The sequence below is a fragment of the Bariatricus sp. HCP28S3_F11 genome (assembly GCF_052065395.1).
Taxonomy (GTDB): Bacteria; Bacillota; Clostridia; order Lachnospirales; family Lachnospiraceae; genus Allocoprococcus.
On record NZ_JBQHUC010000003.1, the window covers coordinates 44,981 to 62,689 of the forward strand.

Below are 17,709 nucleotides of genomic sequence, written 5' to 3' on the forward strand. Positions count from 1 at the left end.
GCTACGCATTCCCTAAATACCCCTCAAGGGCAAGACTGACATAACAGTTGTCTCCGATAATAATATGGTCAAGGAGCTCAATTCCCAGGATTTCCCCTGCCTCCTTCACCCTTCTGGTCACCAGAATATCAGCCCGGCTCGGCGACGGATCACCGCTGGGATGATTATGCATAAGTATGATGTATACTGCATTTTTCATAAGAGCTTCCACAAAAAGCTCACGCGGGGAAACCAGCGACATATTGATCGTTCCTTTGGATATCTCACTTTCACCGATCAGTTTAGATCGGGTATTCAGCATAAGCAGCTTCATATGCTCCTGCCTGCGGTGACGCATATCTTCCATATAATAGTCCGCTATGGTATCCGGTTTGGAAAAATCCAGTTCTTTCCCGGCAGAAAGCTGCGCCATTCTTTTGGAAAGTTCACAAAGGCAAAGAATCTGTATCGCCTTTACCCTGCCGATTCCCTGCACTTTCATCAGTTCTTCTTTGGTCCAGTTCTGCAGATGAGTCTCATCCTTATTCTGTACACCGGTATCCGGGTACAAAAGTTTTCTGGCCAGTTCAAGGGAATTTTCTCCCTTTGTACCTGTACGCAGCAGAACGGCAAGCAATTCAATATCTGTCAAACTGCCCGCACCAAAACGCTCGCATTTTTCATACGGGCGTTCATCTGCTATCATGTCTTTCATGGTTTTGTTTTGATTCATAATCCTTATATAGGATTCGATAATTCGAAAAAAGACGTTCTCATACAGCACAAAAAATGCCTTACGGCATCTATAAGAAACGATAAATAAATATGGCAAGCACTACACCGATGATGCTCGCTATCGTAATCTTGATGCTAAGCCCAAAGGTAATTACCACCATACCGAGATTTAGAATGATCGGACTGTCAAATCCGAATGTCTGTCCATAGGACAGCCAGCTAAGTGCCGGTACATTCTCTGTCATCATGGCAATAAAACCTCCCAGCACAATTCCTGTTAAAACAAACAGAAACAGAGCCCATGTATTCTTGCTTCCGGCTCCCTTCATCTGTACTCCTCCTCTTTTTTTGAATCACAAACTGTGATTATTTTAGCATATTTTAAAAAACGTGTATAGCCTTTTTAGACATTAAATTTTTCTTAAAGCATCTTCATTTTTGTCGAATGAAGCATATTTTTTGCGGATCGTTTCCGCGATCTTTATGCCGTCCACTGCGGCTGACGTAATCCCGCCTGCATATCCGGCGCCTTCTCCACACGGATATAGTCCGCAAATACGGCTCTCCATCGTTTCATTTCTGAGAATTCTGACCGGGGAAGAGGTTCTGCTTTCCACCGCCGAAAGAATCGTATCCGGATGCGAAAAACCTCGGATTTTCGTATTAAATTCTTCCATTCCCTCAACCAGAGATCTTGCAATCTGCTCCGGGAAAATCTGTTTTAGCTCCGCTTTTTTCCAACCGCCTTTCATACACGGAACCATTTCTCTGAATTCCATGCACACAGGACGTGTGTCCAACTTCCCGGCATCCAATTGAAGACTTTGGCAAAAATCCCCATAGCGCTGAACCGGGATCCTGCCATTTCCCGCTTCATAGGCCGCCTTTTCCAGTTTACGCTGAAATTCCACACCAGAAAGCGGATGCTTGGAACCAAAATCTTCCGGAGATACGGTTACGACGATAGCACTGTTGGCGTTCCGGCTGTCTCTCGCGTGATAACTCATTCCGTTTACCGCCAGGTGTCCTTCTTCCGATGATGCATTGACCACATATCCACCCGGACACATGCAGAATGAATACACACCACGCCCATTCGGTAGTTTTGCTGTCAGTTTATAAGCCGCAGCCGGGAGTGAATCCGGATATTCTGCCCCGTACTGGGAACGGTTGATCAGTTCCTGAGGATGCTCCGCACGCACCCCCACCGCAAATGATTTTGCTTCCATTGGGATCCCGGTCTCATAAAGCATGCCAAATGTATCCCTCGCACTGTGTCCCGGCGCCAAAACCAGAACTTCGACCGGTAATTCCCTCACGTTATTTTTCTCTTCGGCATCTGTTTCTACCCAGATTCCCTTCAATTTTCGTCCGGACTCATTCAGGATAAGTGACGTCATTTTCGTATGAAAATGAACTTCTCCTCCCCATGCAAGAATCTGCTCGCGCATATTCCGAATGACCGTACACAGAATATCCGTTCCGATATGCGGTTTTGCGTCATACAGGATCTCCTCCGGCGCTCCGTGTTTGACGAAGGTTTCCAGCACGGCCCGGATCCTTCCGTTCGGGTCTTTGACCAGTGTATTGAGTTTTCCGTCGGAAAATGTTCCGGCTCCTCCCTCTCCGAACTGAACATTGGAATCCGGCTTAAGCACTCCGGTTTCCCAGAATTTCTTCACATCCTCCTGTCGTTCTTCCACAGGAGCTCCCCGCTCGATCAAGATCGGACGCATCCCACACTTGGCCAGAAAATACGCGCAGAAAATCCCCGCCGGACCGCATCCGACTATGACCGGCCTTTCTTTCAGACGGCAGGAGCCCTCTTCGGGGAAATGATACCGTTCTTCCCGGCAGACGCTGACATCTGAATTGCCTTTCTTCTTCGACACCCGTTTCCAGACAGCCTGCTCATCGTTTACTTTCACATCAATGGTGTATACATAATAAAGTTCCGGCTTGCGCCTGGCATCCAGAGATCTTTTCCGAATGGTAAGATCCAGCAACTGCATTTCCTGAATTCCGAGACGCTTCCGTACCTTCTTTTTCAATTCTTCTTCGGTATGCCCCACCTGCATTTTTAACTGACTGATTCTAAGCATTCGCTGCTCCTTTCCCTGCCAGATATCCGCTTGCCCATGCCCAGTGCAGATTGTATCCTCCGCAGATTCCGTCCACATCGACCAGCTCACCCGCGAAATAAATACCTTTTGCAATGCGTGATTCCATCGTCTGAGCAGAAAGTTCCGCTGTCGAAACACCTCCTGCGCAAATCTGAGCCTGTTCAAATGGATTCGTATCTATAATATCTGTCCGAAAATGTTTCCCTTCTTTCACCAGGCGTTCCAGTTCAGCCTCCGTAAGTTCCCCCGCCTTTTTCATCCGCGGTATCCCTGAAATTTTGAGCAGCACCTCCGACAGTTTCTTGTGAAATACTCCGGTAAAAAAGACACTCATTTCCTTTTCTGGATGAAGCCTTTTCCTCTCTTCAAGCATCTGTCTCCATGCATCGTCCGTTAACTGCGGCATAAAATCAACTTCTGCACAGACAGATTGTTTCCGGTAAAGTCCTTTCGCCGCGATCCTGCTGATCTGAAAGACCGGAATTCCGGAAATACCGTAAGCATTCATCTGTAGCTCGCCCGTATCCTCTCCATGCTTCTTTCCGTCAATCCATATAGAAACTTTTCCGTTCACACGCACGCCTGCTAAAGAGGGATAAAAGTTTTCCCGGCATTTGAGCTGTACAAGTGCCGGGACCACAGGAATGATCTTATGCCCCAGCTTCTTCGCAAGATCGTAACCGCTTCCGTCATTTCCGAGCTTTGAAGCTGCTCTCGAACCGCAGGCAAGAATTACGGAATCACAATTCATTTTTTCTTTCTTTTTACCACCTTGGAGAATTTCAACCTGCCAGCCTTTTTTTGTTCTTAAAATATCCGACACATGGGCCGATGTCACAATGCGGATCCCGCATCGATCGAGTTCCATACGAAGTACATCCAGCACCGCACTTGCCTGTTCGGAAAACGGATAAATGTAGCCATTTTTGTCTTTTGGCATAACACCCATTTCTTCAAATTTACGAATGACCCACTCTGCCGGAAATCTGCTGATGATCTTCCAGGGGAAATCGTTCTCATCGCTTCGGTAGCACTGTGGGCTCTGGAACAGATTTGTATAATTGCATCTTCCGTTTCCGGTAGAAAGAATCTTCCTGCCGACGCGATCATTGTGTTCCACGATTGTAACGCTTGCCCCTTCTTCCGCAGCGGAAAGTGCAGCCATCATACCGGCAGCACCTCCTCCTGCAACCACAATCTGTTTTCCCATTATGGAAGCTCCTTTACGATTCCAGCGTCATAGAGTTTCTGAAGTGACATCAGGATTCCGAATTTAGCATGTTCCCAGGTCAATCCTCCCTGGAAATAAACGGCATACGGTGGTTTGATCGGTCCATCGGCGCTAAGTTCGATCGAGGATCCTTGCACAAACGCTCCGGCTGCCATGATAACTTCGCTATCATAACCCGGCATCGCCCACGGAACCGGTGTCACATAGCTTTCAACCGGTGCAGCAGCCTGGATTCCCTGGCAAAACGCAATCACGCCTTCTGGTGTTCCAAGTGTCACCGCCTGAATAATATCATGACGCGGTTCACTTCCGTTCGGAATGACCGGATATCCGAGTTTTTCATAAATATTCGCTGCAAAAACAGCTCCTTTTAACGCGCCTGCCACTACGGTCGGTGCGAGGAAAAGCCCCTGATAGAAGGACTGCATTACACCAAGAGAGGCACCGACCTCTTTCCCCAGTCCCGGTGAGGTAAGACGGTACGCACACTGCTCGATCAGATCCTTTCTTCCCGCAATATAGCCTCCGATCGGCGCAAGGCCTCCGCCGGGGTTCTTGATCAGGGATCCGACAACCATATCGGCACCGACATCACTCGGCTCCTTCTCTTCTACGAATTCACCGTAGCAGTTATCCACCATGCAAATAAGTTCCGGCTTTATTTTTTTCACAAACGCAATCCCTTCCCCAATCTGATCTACCGAAAAGCTTGGCCGTGTCTGATACCCTTTCGAACGCTGGATCGTAACCAGTTTGGTTTTTTCATTGATCGCCTCACGTATCTTATCATAGTCGAAACTGCCATCCTGCAGCAGATCCACCTGGCGATAGGTAATTCCATATTCAGCAAGTGAACCGGTGGAAGGACGAATTCCGATCACTTCTTCCAGCGTATCATAAGGTTTACCTGCAATCGAAAGAAGTTCGTCTCCCGGCCTTAAATTGGCTGAAAGCGCCAGCGCCAGCGCATGGGTTCCACATGTAATCTGAGGACGCACCAGTGCATCTTCAGTATGAAATACATTTGCATACACTTGTTCTAATGTATCTCTTCCGAAATCACTGTATCCGTATCCGGACGCATAATTAAAACATTCCGAGCTCACCTTCGCCTCCTGCATTGCATGCAGAACCTTGAGCTGATTAAATTCAGCCATCCGGTCGATTTCAGCGAACCGATCCTTCAGTCCTGCTTCGATTTCAAGTCCGTACCGCAGCACGTTCGGGTCAATTCCCATCTGAATATAAAGTGATTCTGTTTCTTGATTTAAACTCATGATTCTATTATTTTCCTTTCTCTTAAGATTCTCAGCATTGCTTCCAATATCGCAGTTTCATCATAATTGTACTGATCCTTGGGCAGCCAGATTACATCACGCTCCCGCTTAAACCAGGTAATCTGCCGTTTTGCGAAATGTCTGGTGTCCCGTTTTAAAATATAAACAGCCTCTTCAAGGGAACACTCCCCTTCAAGATATGACAGAATTTCTTTATAGCCCAGCCCTTGCATAGACACCATTTTACGGTCATAGCCTCGCAGCTTTAGTGCCCGGACTTCGTCCACAAGTCCCTCATCGATCATCTGATCTACCCGCCTGTCTATCCGTTCGTAAAGCCGGCTTCTCTCATCATTCAGAACAAAATATGCAAAAGAATACGGAGATTCTTTCTTACGCTCTTCTTCATTATGCTGAGAGATGGGCATCCCCGTCTGATGGTAAAATTCCAGTGCCCTTATCACACGCTTCACATTATTCGCATGAATCTCATCGGCAGATTTCGGATCCACCTCGCGCAGACGATCATGCAGCGCATTTGCACCATTTTCATTTGCAAATGCTTCCAGTTCCTTTCGATACGCAGTATTTTCTTCTCCTTCGGAGAAATCAATGTCATACAGAAGTGCCTGTATATAAAATCCTGTTCCGCCCACCACGATCGGGATATGTCCGTTTGCATAAATCTGCTCCATCGACTGCTTTGCCATCTGTTGAAATCTGGCTACATGAAATTCTTCGTCTGGCTCAAGTACGTCCACAAGATAATGAGGAATTCCTTCCATTTCATCCCTGCGGATTTTTGCGGACCCAATATCCATATGCCGATATACCTGCATAGAATCTGCAGAAATGATTTCTCCACCGACCGCCTTTGCCAGTCCGATCGAAGCTTTCGTTTTTCCCACAGCGGTAGGTCCGGTCAATACAATAAGCGGCGGTTTTGTGACATCGTCCGTTTCTTTCCGTTTTTCTTCCATTACGGACACCTCCTCTACATTTCTTAATTCATTGAAAAATATGCGCTTATTAAATGATACGCTTAAACTTTTTCTCAAGTTCCCGTTTGGTCATTGAAATAATCGTGGGCCTGCCGTGTGGACAATGGTATGGATTATCCAACGTCAGAAGTTCACCGATCAAAGCCTCAACCTCTGCAGCAGACAATCTGGAATTACCCTTGACCGCTGCTTTGCAAGACATGGATGCAATTTTCTCATCAATCAATGAAGGTTCCAGATTAGAAGCCAGGCCTTCAGACAATCCATCCAACATCTCAAGCAAGAGCTCCTTCTTAGCAATCCCGAATAGATTATCAGGAACTGCTCTCACAGCATACTCATCGCCGCCGAATGGTTCCATCTCAAATCCAATCGATGTGAACCGGTCTTTGTAAGTCTCCAGTACATCAATTTCCTGCATAGATAAACTTAAGATGATCGGAGGACTCAGGTACTGAGAAGTATACTCCCGATTTTTCATTCCTGCAAGTGTACGTTCATACAATACTCTTTCGTGTGCAGCATGTTGATCGATAATATAGAGACTATCCCGAAATTGTACCAACCAATAAGTATCAAACACTTGACCAATAATTTTATACTCCTGTTTTACTTCTTTTTTGAGTAAATTTTCCTCAAACAAATCTAATTGTTTGCTTTTTTCTGACTTTTGTGGATTATTATGTGAAAATTGTGGATTGTTTTGCAGATCGCACTCTGTTTTTTGGGCATCACTATTGTCTTTTTGCAGAGCTCGCTCTGTTTTTATTGGATCGTACTCTGTTTTACTTGTCTTATTTTGAAGAGTGCGCTCTGTTTTTGAAGGACTGTTTTGTAGAGTGTACTCTGTTTTTTCGGAATTCAGGCGCCTTTTTACAGCTTCTTTTACCTTGTCCGTTTCCTGTGCCTTTTTCGATATGTCTTCCGTGCTTTCCACTTCCGCATGCGAAACCTGATTATGATAAGCCTGTACTCTCTCCTTCATTTTTTTCATGAAATAATCAAGATTCTTCTCTTCATCGCTCTCTTCTTTTTTTACTGGTTCCGGATTCAAATTCCCGTAAGGCCGTTTTGGGACCTCCTGTACCAATACAGCGTTTTTCCTCGCACCTGCTCTCCGGTCATTTATTTTATTTTCAAGCGACGGCGGTTCCGGTATCTCCACTTCCGGGATCAGATTCTTTTCGTGCAGGCCGTCACTGACAGCCTGATAAATCCGGTTGTAAATCTCCTGCTGATTGCTGAAGCGAAGTTCCATTTTTGTCGGGTGTACGTTGACATCGATCTTCTCTGGATCCACCTGAATGTGAAACGCTACAAACGGATATTTATGCTGCATCGTAAAATCTTTGTATGCGTCTTCAATCCCTTTCGCCAAGATGTTACTGCGGATATATCGTCCGTTTACAAAATAGTTTTCAAAATTTCGATTTCCGCGGGAGATAAGCGGTTTTCCAAGAAATCCATTAACACGCATCCCTTCACAATCATATTCCAGCGGGAGCAGATTATTGGCAATCTCTCGTCCGTAAATATGATAAATCACATCTTTTAGACGTCCGTTTCCGGATGTATGTATCTTCGGCTGATGGTTATTGATGAACTGGAAGGAAACCTCTGGATGCGAAAGTGCAAGCCGTGTCAGCAGATCGCTGATATGGCTTGCCTCTGTCATTGGTGTTTTTAAAAATTTTCTCCTTGCAGGTGTATTATAGAAGAGCTGACGTACCAAAAACGTTGTTCCGTCGGGAGCTCCCGTTTCTTCCAGAACCTTTTCCTGTCCTCCTTCTATAACATATCGGGTTCCAAATATATCATTCGCCGTTTTTGTCACCAATTCAACCTGAGCAACAGCGGCAATACTGGAAAGCGCCTCACCACGAAATCCAAGCGAAGAGATGTGCACTAAATCATCTGCGCTTCGAATCTTACTCGTCGAATGGCGTAGGAATGCTTTTCTAACATCGTCCCTCTCAATCCCACATCCATTATCGGTGATCCGCATAAATGTGATACCACCATCCTCTATCTCTACTACAACCGCCGTTGCACCGGCATCAATTGCGTTTTCCACCAGTTCTTTGATCACCGAGGCCGGCCTTTCTATCACTTCCCCGGCTGCTATTTTATCAATTGTGATCTGATCCAACAATTCAATATGCGGCATATTGTTCTCCTTTATTCATTCTAAGTATCTTATCTTACCATCGATTTTTCAGTTTATTCTGGAGCTGATACAATTTGTTCATCGCATCGATCGGAGTCATATGACTGATATCCAGTTCTTTTAATTCTTTCAGAACATCATCATCCTTTACCGTATCGAAAAGAGAAAACTGTGCCAGATCAACTTCATCCAGCTTCTTCTGTGGCTTTTTCTTCTGGTTTTCTCCCTGTACGGCGATTTCCTTCACCCGCGCCGTAATATCTGCATTGACCAGCTCTTCCACGATTTCTTTCGCACGATTAATGACAGAATCCGGAACCCCCGCCAGTTTAGCAACCTGGATTCCGTAGCTCTTATCCGCACCGCCTTTTACTATTTTTCGAAGGAAGACGATATCATCTCCCTTTTCCTTTACAGCAATACAGTAATTATTGACATTATCGATTTTCCCTTCCAGCTCCGTTAATTCATGATAATGTGTAGCAAATAATGTCTTCGCCCCCAGAAGCTTACTATTGCTGATATGTTCCACGACCGCCCATGCGATACTTAAGCCATCGAAGGTACTGGTTCCTCTTCCGATCTCGTCCAGGATCAGAAGGCTTTTGCTGGTTGCATTTCTCAGGATATTCGCCACCTCGTTCATTTCCACCATAAAGGTACTCTGTCCGGATGCCAAATCATCGGAGGCACCTACTCGCGTGAAAATACGATCTACAAGTCCGATATTCGCGGACGATGCCGGGACAAATGAACCGATCTGTGCCATCAATACGATCAATGCAGTCTGACGCATGTACGTCGATTTACCGGCCATATTCGGTCCGGTGATAATCGAAATGCGGTTCTTTTTATCATCCAGATAGGTATCATTGCAGATAAACATATCATTAGGGATCATTTTCTCCACCACCGGGTGACGTCCGTCTTTGATATCAATGACACCTTTCTCGTTAATTTTCGGGCGGACATAATTATTTCTCTCCGCAACCAGGGCAAGGGAGGCAATCACATCCAGCTTGGCAATCGCTTTTGCAGTCGTCTGGATACGAAGGATTTCTCCGGCGATTTTGTTCCGCACTTCACAGTACAATTCATATTCCAGTGCACAAAGCCTGTCCTCAGCTCCCAGAATCGTGTCTTCCAGTTCTTTCAGCTCCGGGATGATATAACGTTCCGCGTTGGCCAGCGTCTGTTTTCTCACATAGTAATCGGGCACCAGATTTTTGAACGAATTCGTCACTTCCAGATAATAGCCAAACACCTTGTTATAACGGATCCTCAGATTTTTAATTCCCGTCTTCTCCCGCTCTTTTGCTTCCAGCTCAGCAAGCCAGCCCTTTCCATCCGATTTAGCTCTGCGCAGACGGTCTACTTCTTCGTTGTAGCCTTCACGAATAATGCCGCCTTCCTTCATTGCAAGCGGCGGATCCTCCATGATTGCTTCCTTGACCAGAGTGCAAAGCTCCTCAAGTGTATCCATTTCCCCGTAAATCTCTTTCAGAAGCTCTGACTGCATATCCTCCAGGATGCATTTAATCGGAGGCAGCATGGAAAGGGAGCTCTGAAATGCAATCAGATCACGCGGATTTGCAGACTGGTAGGTGATCTTTCCGACCAGGCGCTCCAGATCATACACAGGACCTAAGTACTCCCGTATTTCCTCTCTGCAAATAGCGTTGTTCTTTAATTCTTCTATCGCATCCTGTCTCTTTTTAATAGAAGCTTTATCGATAAGTGGCTGCTCCACATATTTTCGAAGAGTTCGGGCACCCATTGCTGTTTTCGTCTTGTCCAGCACCCACAGAAGCGAACCTCGTTTCTGCTTCTCCCGCAACGTCTCAACCAGTTCCAGATTTCGACGCGTCGAACTGTCAAGGACCATATAATTTCCCGTCGTATAGGTGGTAAGCCGACTCAGATGGGACAGCGAATTTTTTTGTGTTTCTTCCAGATATTTCAACAATGCGCCCGCTGCAATCATACCACAGTCATAGTCTTCAAGGCCGAGTCCCTGCAGCGATTTCACTTGAAAATGCTCCATCAGTGTCTTTCGACAGAGTGCATCGTCAAAATACCAGGCGTCCAGAGAATAGATGGTGATTCCAAGCCGGTTTTTCAGATCATCCAGATTCATTCCGCTCATATAGAACGCCTCATTACAAATGATCTCCGAGGGCATAAATTTCGTAAGTTCGTCCATCATTTTTCCGGAAGATTCGATTTCTGTGACCATGTATTCACCTGTCGTTACATCAGCAACAGACAGCCCGAAACGATCTGCGATGTATACGATACTCATGATATAGTTGTTTTTCGTCTCATCCAGTGCCTGCATGTCAAGATTGGTACCTGGGGTGACGATACGAATAACGTCCCTTTTAACTATTCCCTTCGCAAGCTTCGGATCTTCCATCTGCTCGCAGATTGCCACCTTGTATCCTTTTGATACAAGACGATTCAGATAACTGTCCACAGCATGATAAGGGACTCCACACATGGGAGCCCTTTCCTCGAGACCACAGTTTTTTCCTGTCAGTGTTATTTCCAGTTCTTTTGATGCGGTTATTGCATCGTCAAAAAACATTTCATAAAAATCGCCAAGTCTGTAAAAGAGGATACAGTCTGGATATTCTTCCTTCGTTTGAAGATACTGCTGCATCATTGGGGTCATTTTCGATGCCATGTTGGTTTTATCTATCATATTTCCAAATTCTCCTTATTTTTCAAGGGTTTTCACAGTTTTGAAAGTAGTTGCTTCCCACGTTACTTCACCTATCCTTTCGCATTTGCAGCCAAATGGATAGGGGCATTTGTCACATTCAAATCTTAACAAATTTATGGAGGCATTTCAAGCAAAAGCTGAAATCGCCCCCACAAACAATGGACTGTTTTATCGAGAATCTGGATGGTTGTCCTTTTCTTGTTTTCCTCGATAATATTATTTAAGCTTAACTAAATAAATGTATGATGGATTCGTAACAGGAGTAATCACAGATATCTGGTTTCCGCTTCCCGGTTTTGTAGAAGAATGCCAGAAACGATTATCGGAAGAATCGTTTCCCCAGAAAAAACCGATGTGACAATCCGCACCGCTTTGGCTCCAATCCTTGGGATCGCAGAAAATGATATCTCCTTTTTCTGCTTTCCCACTATTAAGTAATTCTCCTACTGTTGAATACTGATAGTAGGTGACATTATATTTTTTGAAGTATCTCAACCAGTTGGAGGCATTGCAGTAACTTCCTCTAAGACCCATATTCCCGATTGTTTCCAGATTTGCTCCACACTTCTGGAAAACGAATGCTACAAAGCCGGTACAGTTCATTCCGGGGTTATTGTTCGCATACTCACCATACGGGCGCATACATAATTTGAAATCTTTATTTGGGTTGAGTCCAACATATTTTGTATTCAAATAGTAATCATCAAATTGATGCATTATCAGTTCACTTACGATTGCGTTTGGGTTTACGCCAAGCTTACTGGACAGGCTGGATTTCGATGCGGATCCGCCCTGCTGGAATGCGTTTTCTGTGCTTCCCGGAGCGGACTGCCCTTTTATTCGGAGGGAAATCTGGATGGCTTCCATCCGGTAAGAACAGCTCTGGCTTCCTGCCGCTTCTCCATTCTTCGCCCATCCCATCCATCCAATGTTCTGGACATGGGTTCGATAATAGATGTCATAATAATCGGCTGCTTCACCGGTTAATTGGATCTTAATTGCTTCTAACCGGTAACTCTGCCCTTTTGTTCCGGAATATTCGCCATTTTCTTTCCATTCCTGCCAGCCGATATTCTGTATATGTGTACAATACCGGATACTTCCATCCAGTACATCCGGATCGCTGGTATCCAGTGTGATTGTAATACCTTCCATCCGAAGCCCTTTTCCGGTTGTTCCCTGTATCTGTCCGTTCGATACATTTGCCATGTCACCGATATTCTGCGCATGTGCCGAATACTGTAAATTACTGTCCGAATATGCTTTGCAGAACCCCCGACTTCCCGTTTCCGGATGTTCCGCGCCCTTTTCAACGAAATGGATCTGGATTGCTTCCATACGTTTCGAGAATCCTTCACTTCCGGCACGCTGTCCGTCCTGAACATAATCCAATGTACCAAAATCCGAGATATGTACCTGATAGTAAATCTCATGCGTCTCACCAAGAGATCCTGTCAGTTTGATCTGGATTGCTTCAATTCGAAGTGATTGTCCTGTGGTTCCGCATAATTCACCGCCATGAACCCATTCCTGCCAGCCAATATTTTGAACATGTGCGCGGTATTCGATCTGGGCGTTCAGCTCTTCGTCTCCAAAATCCAGTATCAGTGCTTCCATACGTCTGGATTCTCCGGTTGTCCCCGCCTGTTCTCCATTGGTCTTCCATTCCTGCCATCCAATCCCTTGAATATGTGCCTGATACTTTAAAACAATCGTATTTTCTTCTACTGAACTTTCACTATCTTCTGTCTCGGATGAAGAATCTGTATTGTCTTCATTGGTATCCTGATCATTCTCTTTCAAAACCAGATCGTCTTCTGGGTTTTCTGCCGGTTGTTCATCCCGAATACTTTCTTCTTCCTCTTGCAGAACACTGTCTGGATCTGTTGCTTCAATTTCATCTTCGGAAACAGATTGAGACTCATTGGACTGGTAATCTTCTAAATCCGGATCCTCTTCGGTACTTTCTGCTATTGTACTGTTGTTTTCCATAGACTCATCCGCGATGATACTCTGCTCATCTCCAGAGATCGACCCTTCACTGGCAAATGCAGGCGCTGCCTGTGCACACATACACAGAATCATTCCTATTGAAATCAGTTTACGTATCCTCTTTTTCATTTTTTCTTTCTCCCTGGTGCTTATTCTGGCTTTATTATGCACAATCCTTCATTCCTGGATTTTTTTTGCAAAGGATTTTCCTATTAACGTCTTGTGATATGATCCCCCTCAAAAAAAGGAAGCACAAAATCTGCGCTTCCTCTTCTGCAAAGATTAAACTTATTTTTTCTTACGGCGTTTCCATGCAGATACCACTGCGGTTAAACCGGATGCAACTGCGGTCGTTCCGAATACTCCGATCATAGAAGCATCTCCTGTTTTTACTGTATTTGACTTCGTTGATGCGGATTCTTTCTTGGTAGTGTCTTTCTTTGAAGCATTCTCCTTTGATGTCTGTGAATCTGTTTTCTGGTCAGATGATGCTGTTTTATCATCTTGATATTTTTCATAAAGCGCCTGGGCATAAGCGAGTTCTACAGCCGCACGTTCGCGGTTTACTTTTGCTTCTTCGTAAATCATCTTTTTTCGATTTGCAGCCTGAGCGCATTCTTCCAACTGAATCTGTGCATCAATGAGCTTTTCTTTTGTCTCTTTAATGTTAACAACATATCCATTCAGATAAACAAAATCTTCGTCGGTGATCTCATGTTCCATTGCATCTTCCAGAGAGAGTTTGGAGGCAGCTTCCTGTTTTGCAAGAGCACGTTCCAGGATCATTTCACCTTTGCGTACCGTTTCAGCAGCAGCTTCGGCATCCTTATCTGCCTGCTCAGATTCTGCTTTCGCCTGTTCTTCTGCTTTGACTGCTTCGTTATAAGCCGCTTCCGCTTCGGTTACTTCTTCGTATCCAACAGAGAGTTCATCGTACTCAGCCTGAGCCTTCTCAAGAGCGTTCTGGGCATCCTCTAATTTTGTCTCTTTTTCTGCAAGGTCTGATTTGGCATCTGCCAACTCATTCTCCAGTTTATTCAGAGCGTCTGTATTTTCTTTGATATCTGCGCTCAATTTCTCAATCTCGGCGCCCTTTTTGTCTACGATTGCCTGTTTTTCTTCTACTTCTGCTTTCTCATTTTCATAAGCTTCGCGTTTTTCTTTTACCGTATTGTCCCATTCTTTTTCCAGTGCATCTCTCTTGGAAATGGCTTCATCCAGCTTTTTCTGTTTCGTCTGGGTCTCTTCCTTGGCGGCATCCAGTTCTTTCTGTGCTTCATCCACTTTCTTCTGTGCTTCCGTCACTTTCTGGTCAGCCGCTTCTTTGGAAACTTTTGCGGATTTCAGCTTATCTTCTGCTTCAGCCATATGCTGATTTGCTGTGTCGGCATCGACGGTTTCATTGCCGGTAAGGTCGTAAAGATTCTGTTTAGCTGCTGTAAGTGCCTCTTCCTTTTCCTGTGCATCCGCCTGTGCTTTTTTCAGCTCTGATTTAGCATTGATCACGTTGTTTTCTTTTTCTTCCAATACAGAATATGCTTCCCGGGCTTCTGCCTGCGCGTCATCAAATTCTTTCTGTGCTTTATCAAGCGCTTCCTGTGCTTTTTTAAGCTCTTCACCTGATTCGCCGGAAGTAAGGTCGTCGATAGTCTTCTGGGCTGCATTGATCCGGTTCTGGGCGTCTGCCTTATCCTGTTTTTTCGTATCTAATGCAGACTGGGCGGAGGCGGCACTTGCTTCTTTCTCTTTTTCGGCATCCTGCGCTTTTGCGAGCGCTGCTTTTGCTTCTTCCAGAGCTTTCAGAGCTTCTTTGGTTTTTTCCGGTGCATTCATCAGAGAATTGTAATATTCATTAAACAGCGCAATATATTCATCAAGGGTATAAACTTTATCGCCTTCTGTGTAACCAAATTCCTGGGCATGCGTAACTGTACAAGCTCCGCCTTCTTTAGTACACATTGCAAGCCCCGTATTGTTACATGCTGAACTGGTCATATTAATGTAATGTCCAATTGAAGGATCACTAAGGTTCACTGCGGTTGGATCACCGCCAGCCTCTGCTACTTTTTGATCAAAAATTTCTTTTTCATCATAATACCATCCATCATATGGATCATCATATCCATACGCAAGGTTCTCACCGTATGGGCTGGTGTAAGTATGTCCCACTTTTTCATGTGTTCCATTTGCCTGGATCTGAGCGACTGCCATGGCACGGCTCGTGACCGTAATTTCTTCCAATGGCTCTCCAGTAACCGGATCTACTTTTTCTTCATTTACACGAATGTCATTGCATTCTTTCAATAATTCTAACGATGCGTTCATATTTTCCAGGGAAGTGGCATCGCCCTCTGCACCAACTTCAGTTTTGTCGATGATGTCTGCATATGCATCGTTTTCAAATTCTTCAGCTGCTTCCGTATCACCGATGTATTCAAAGAAACCAAGTGATCCTCTCGCAATCTGTGCCTTGGCTTCTGCTTCCTTCTTAACCGCTTCATCATAAGCCTTCTGTGCTTCGTCAACTTTCGCCTGGGCGTTTTCCACATCGGTACGGGCGGCAGTTAATTCCGCATTTGCTTTTTCAAGTGCCGCTTCTGATTCTGAGATTTCCTTTTCAGCCTGTGCAAGAGCTGCTTCCGCGTCTTTCTTTTCCTGCTCCGCTTTTTCAATGCGTTCACTTGCGTCTCCTGTATTTGCGGTAGCTTCTTCTACCGCTCTTTTCGCTTCATTTAACGCATTTTCTTTTTCTCTCACAACCGCCTCTTTTTCATCTACGTCTCTTCTGGCGGCATCGTATTCACCATTTGCAGCTTCTAAAGCAGACTGCTTTTCTTCAACAACAGCCTGAGCTGAGTCGTATTCTTCCTGAGCTTTTACCACTGCGGCTTCCGCTTCTGCGATATGCATCTCTTTTTCGGCTTCGGTAATACCATTTTCCGCATCTGTTGCAAGATTCTTAGCTTCCGCAAGGACGTTCTGCGCGGAAGTAAGCTCCGCCTGTTTCTCTTCTTCTGCAGCTTTTGCCTGATCTAATTCATTCTGCGCGGCTTCTACAGCTGCAACTGCATTATGATACGCTTCGTCGCTGTCTACAGTTTCTTCTAAGACCGCATCATATTCGGCTTTTGCTGCATCGCAAGCTTTCTGTGCGGCTTCAAGCTCTGCTTTTGCAGTTTCAAGATCTTTTTCTGCCGCTTCCTTTTCAGCCTGAGAATTCTCAATCGTATTTTTAGCATCTGTCATCTGCTGGTTCAGAGAATCTACTTTTGCTTTGGCATCATCTACCGCTTTCTGCTTTTCAGCTACTATCGCCTTATGCTGTTCCAGTTCGGCTTCTTTCTGCTTCATCTGTTCTTCAGAAACAGCTGTATTTTTCTTTGCTTCATCCAAAGCTGTTTTTGCCAGCTTGGTTTTATCCATGGCAGTATTCCATGCCTCTTTCTTTGCCCGCTGAACAGCTTCCGCTTTCTTCTGTGCTTCTTTCTGGGCTTCCAAATCTGCCTTTGCGTTTTCAGCTTCTGCGTCTGCTTTCTCTTTTGCTTCCTTAAAAGCTTCCTCAGCTTTCTTTACAGCTTCTTCCGCCTGCTTCTCTGCTTCTGCCTTTGCTTTTGATGCAGCTTCCTTGTCAGCTAACGCTTTTTCATAATCAGACTTTGCGTCTTTTTCTTCCTTTGCCGCCTGATCGTATGTAGACTGGGCAGAATCCAGGTTCGCTTTCGCGTCAGCTTTATTCGTCACTTGTAAAGCGGTGTCGGCTGCTGTAGCTACCATACTCATTGGTGCTGCTACGGAAGAAACGATCATGGCTCCTGTTGTTGCCACTGTGGTTAATTTGGTTACTGTTTCTTTTCTCATATGAATACCTCCGTGTTTATTATCTTGCTGTTTTATAAATATATTTGTACAATATGTTTCTCTGAAATTTTGCTGCAAGAATTTTTTCAGTTATTGTATCAATGCAATCCGATGGACTGCACTTACATGATCTGATTATATTTGCATCAAATAATCCTGATTTTTTCGTTCAAGAAAATCATTCGAACAGATATAGAAGATGCAGAATTTTTCTGGCGTGTTCAGGCCAAACAATCACTGCAGAGACATCATTGAAACACTCTGAATCACAGCGGATGAGAGATGAATATAAAATGACTCCATTTTTGTTTAGCCCGATGGAACCGCAAAAGAATCATCCAATTGGAGTTCTTGCATGATATCTGCCGACATATTTTTGGATTGGGTAAATACCGAACATTACCAGGAGTGTTTCAAGTCCTTTGTGAATCATAATCCCCCATAAAATATACGCATTCGTCTTCTAATCTTTTTTACAGATCTTCTGTTCCGTCGATTTACAAAAAGGACTTTTTCTTGCAAACGGTCCTAATTCTGTTCGAGTATGCCGCTCAGATATTTTGATATGATATATGACAGAGCGTTCATAAGAATGTGCCATCCATATCGCTTACAGTATAT

General features: G+C 44.8%; 10 protein-coding genes. All 10 read right to left on the reverse strand.

The genetic code is table 11. The annotated features are described in order from the left end of the window. Position 1: 1 nt before the first annotated feature. The 10 genes from radC to ACTNBR_RS02270 all read right to left on the reverse strand — a co-directional run bounded on the left by radC (position 2) and on the right by ACTNBR_RS02270 (position 17,088). A complete protein-coding gene (gene radC / locus ACTNBR_RS02225) occupies positions 2–712 on the reverse strand; it encodes a RadC family protein (RefSeq protein WP_427805737.1) in 711 nt (236 codons plus the stop codon). Positions 713–782: 70 nt separating this feature from the next. Next, a complete protein-coding gene (locus tag ACTNBR_RS02230; protein WP_427805738.1) occupies positions 783–1,043 on the reverse strand; it encodes a DUF4321 domain-containing protein in 261 nt (86 codons plus the stop codon). Between the two features lie 81 nt (positions 1,044–1,124). Further along, entirely contained in the window at positions 1,125–2,816 is a 1,692-nt protein-coding gene (locus tag ACTNBR_RS02235) for an NAD(P)/FAD-dependent oxidoreductase (RefSeq protein ID WP_441015837.1), read from the reverse strand. Further along, positions 2,809–4,047, reverse strand: coding sequence for an NAD(P)/FAD-dependent oxidoreductase (locus ACTNBR_RS02240; protein ID WP_441015770.1), 1,239 nt, complete (start codon positions 4,045–4,047; stop codon positions 2,809–2,811). The genes ACTNBR_RS02235 and ACTNBR_RS02240 overlap by 8 nt, the downstream gene beginning before the upstream one ends. Next, a complete protein-coding gene (locus tag ACTNBR_RS02245) occupies positions 4,047–5,306 on the reverse strand; it encodes an aminotransferase class I/II-fold pyridoxal phosphate-dependent enzyme (RefSeq protein WP_427805866.1) in 1,260 nt (419 codons plus the stop codon). Before ACTNBR_RS02245 ends, ACTNBR_RS02240 begins: the two co-directional genes overlap by 1 nt. Before the next feature lie 35 nt (positions 5,307–5,341). Continuing rightward, complete coding sequence (miaA, locus tag ACTNBR_RS02250; RefSeq protein WP_441015767.1) at positions 5,342–6,325, reverse strand: tRNA (adenosine(37)-N6)-dimethylallyltransferase MiaA; 984 nt, start codon at positions 6,323–6,325, stop codon at positions 5,342–5,344. A gap of 49 nt (positions 6,326–6,374) precedes the next feature. Then, positions 6,375–8,513, reverse strand: coding sequence for a DNA mismatch repair endonuclease MutL (mutL, locus tag ACTNBR_RS02255; protein ID WP_441015764.1), 2,139 nt, complete (start codon positions 8,511–8,513; stop codon positions 6,375–6,377). 34 nt (positions 8,514–8,547) lie between these two features. Beyond that, complete coding sequence (gene mutS / locus ACTNBR_RS02260; protein ID WP_441015761.1) at positions 8,548–11,217, reverse strand: DNA mismatch repair protein MutS; 2,670 nt, start codon at positions 11,215–11,217, stop codon at positions 8,548–8,550. A gap of 237 nt (positions 11,218–11,454) precedes the next feature. Next, the gene (locus tag ACTNBR_RS02265) at positions 11,455–13,359 is read right to left on the reverse strand and encodes a hypothetical protein (protein WP_441015758.1); all 1,905 of its coding nucleotides are present in this window, start codon (positions 13,357–13,359) and stop codon (positions 11,455–11,457) included. Between the two features lie 159 nt (positions 13,360–13,518). Continuing rightward, positions 13,519–17,088, reverse strand: coding sequence for a hypothetical protein (locus ACTNBR_RS02270; RefSeq protein ID WP_441015755.1), 3,570 nt, complete (start codon positions 17,086–17,088; stop codon positions 13,519–13,521). Between the last annotated feature and the right edge of the window lie 621 nt (positions 17,089–17,709).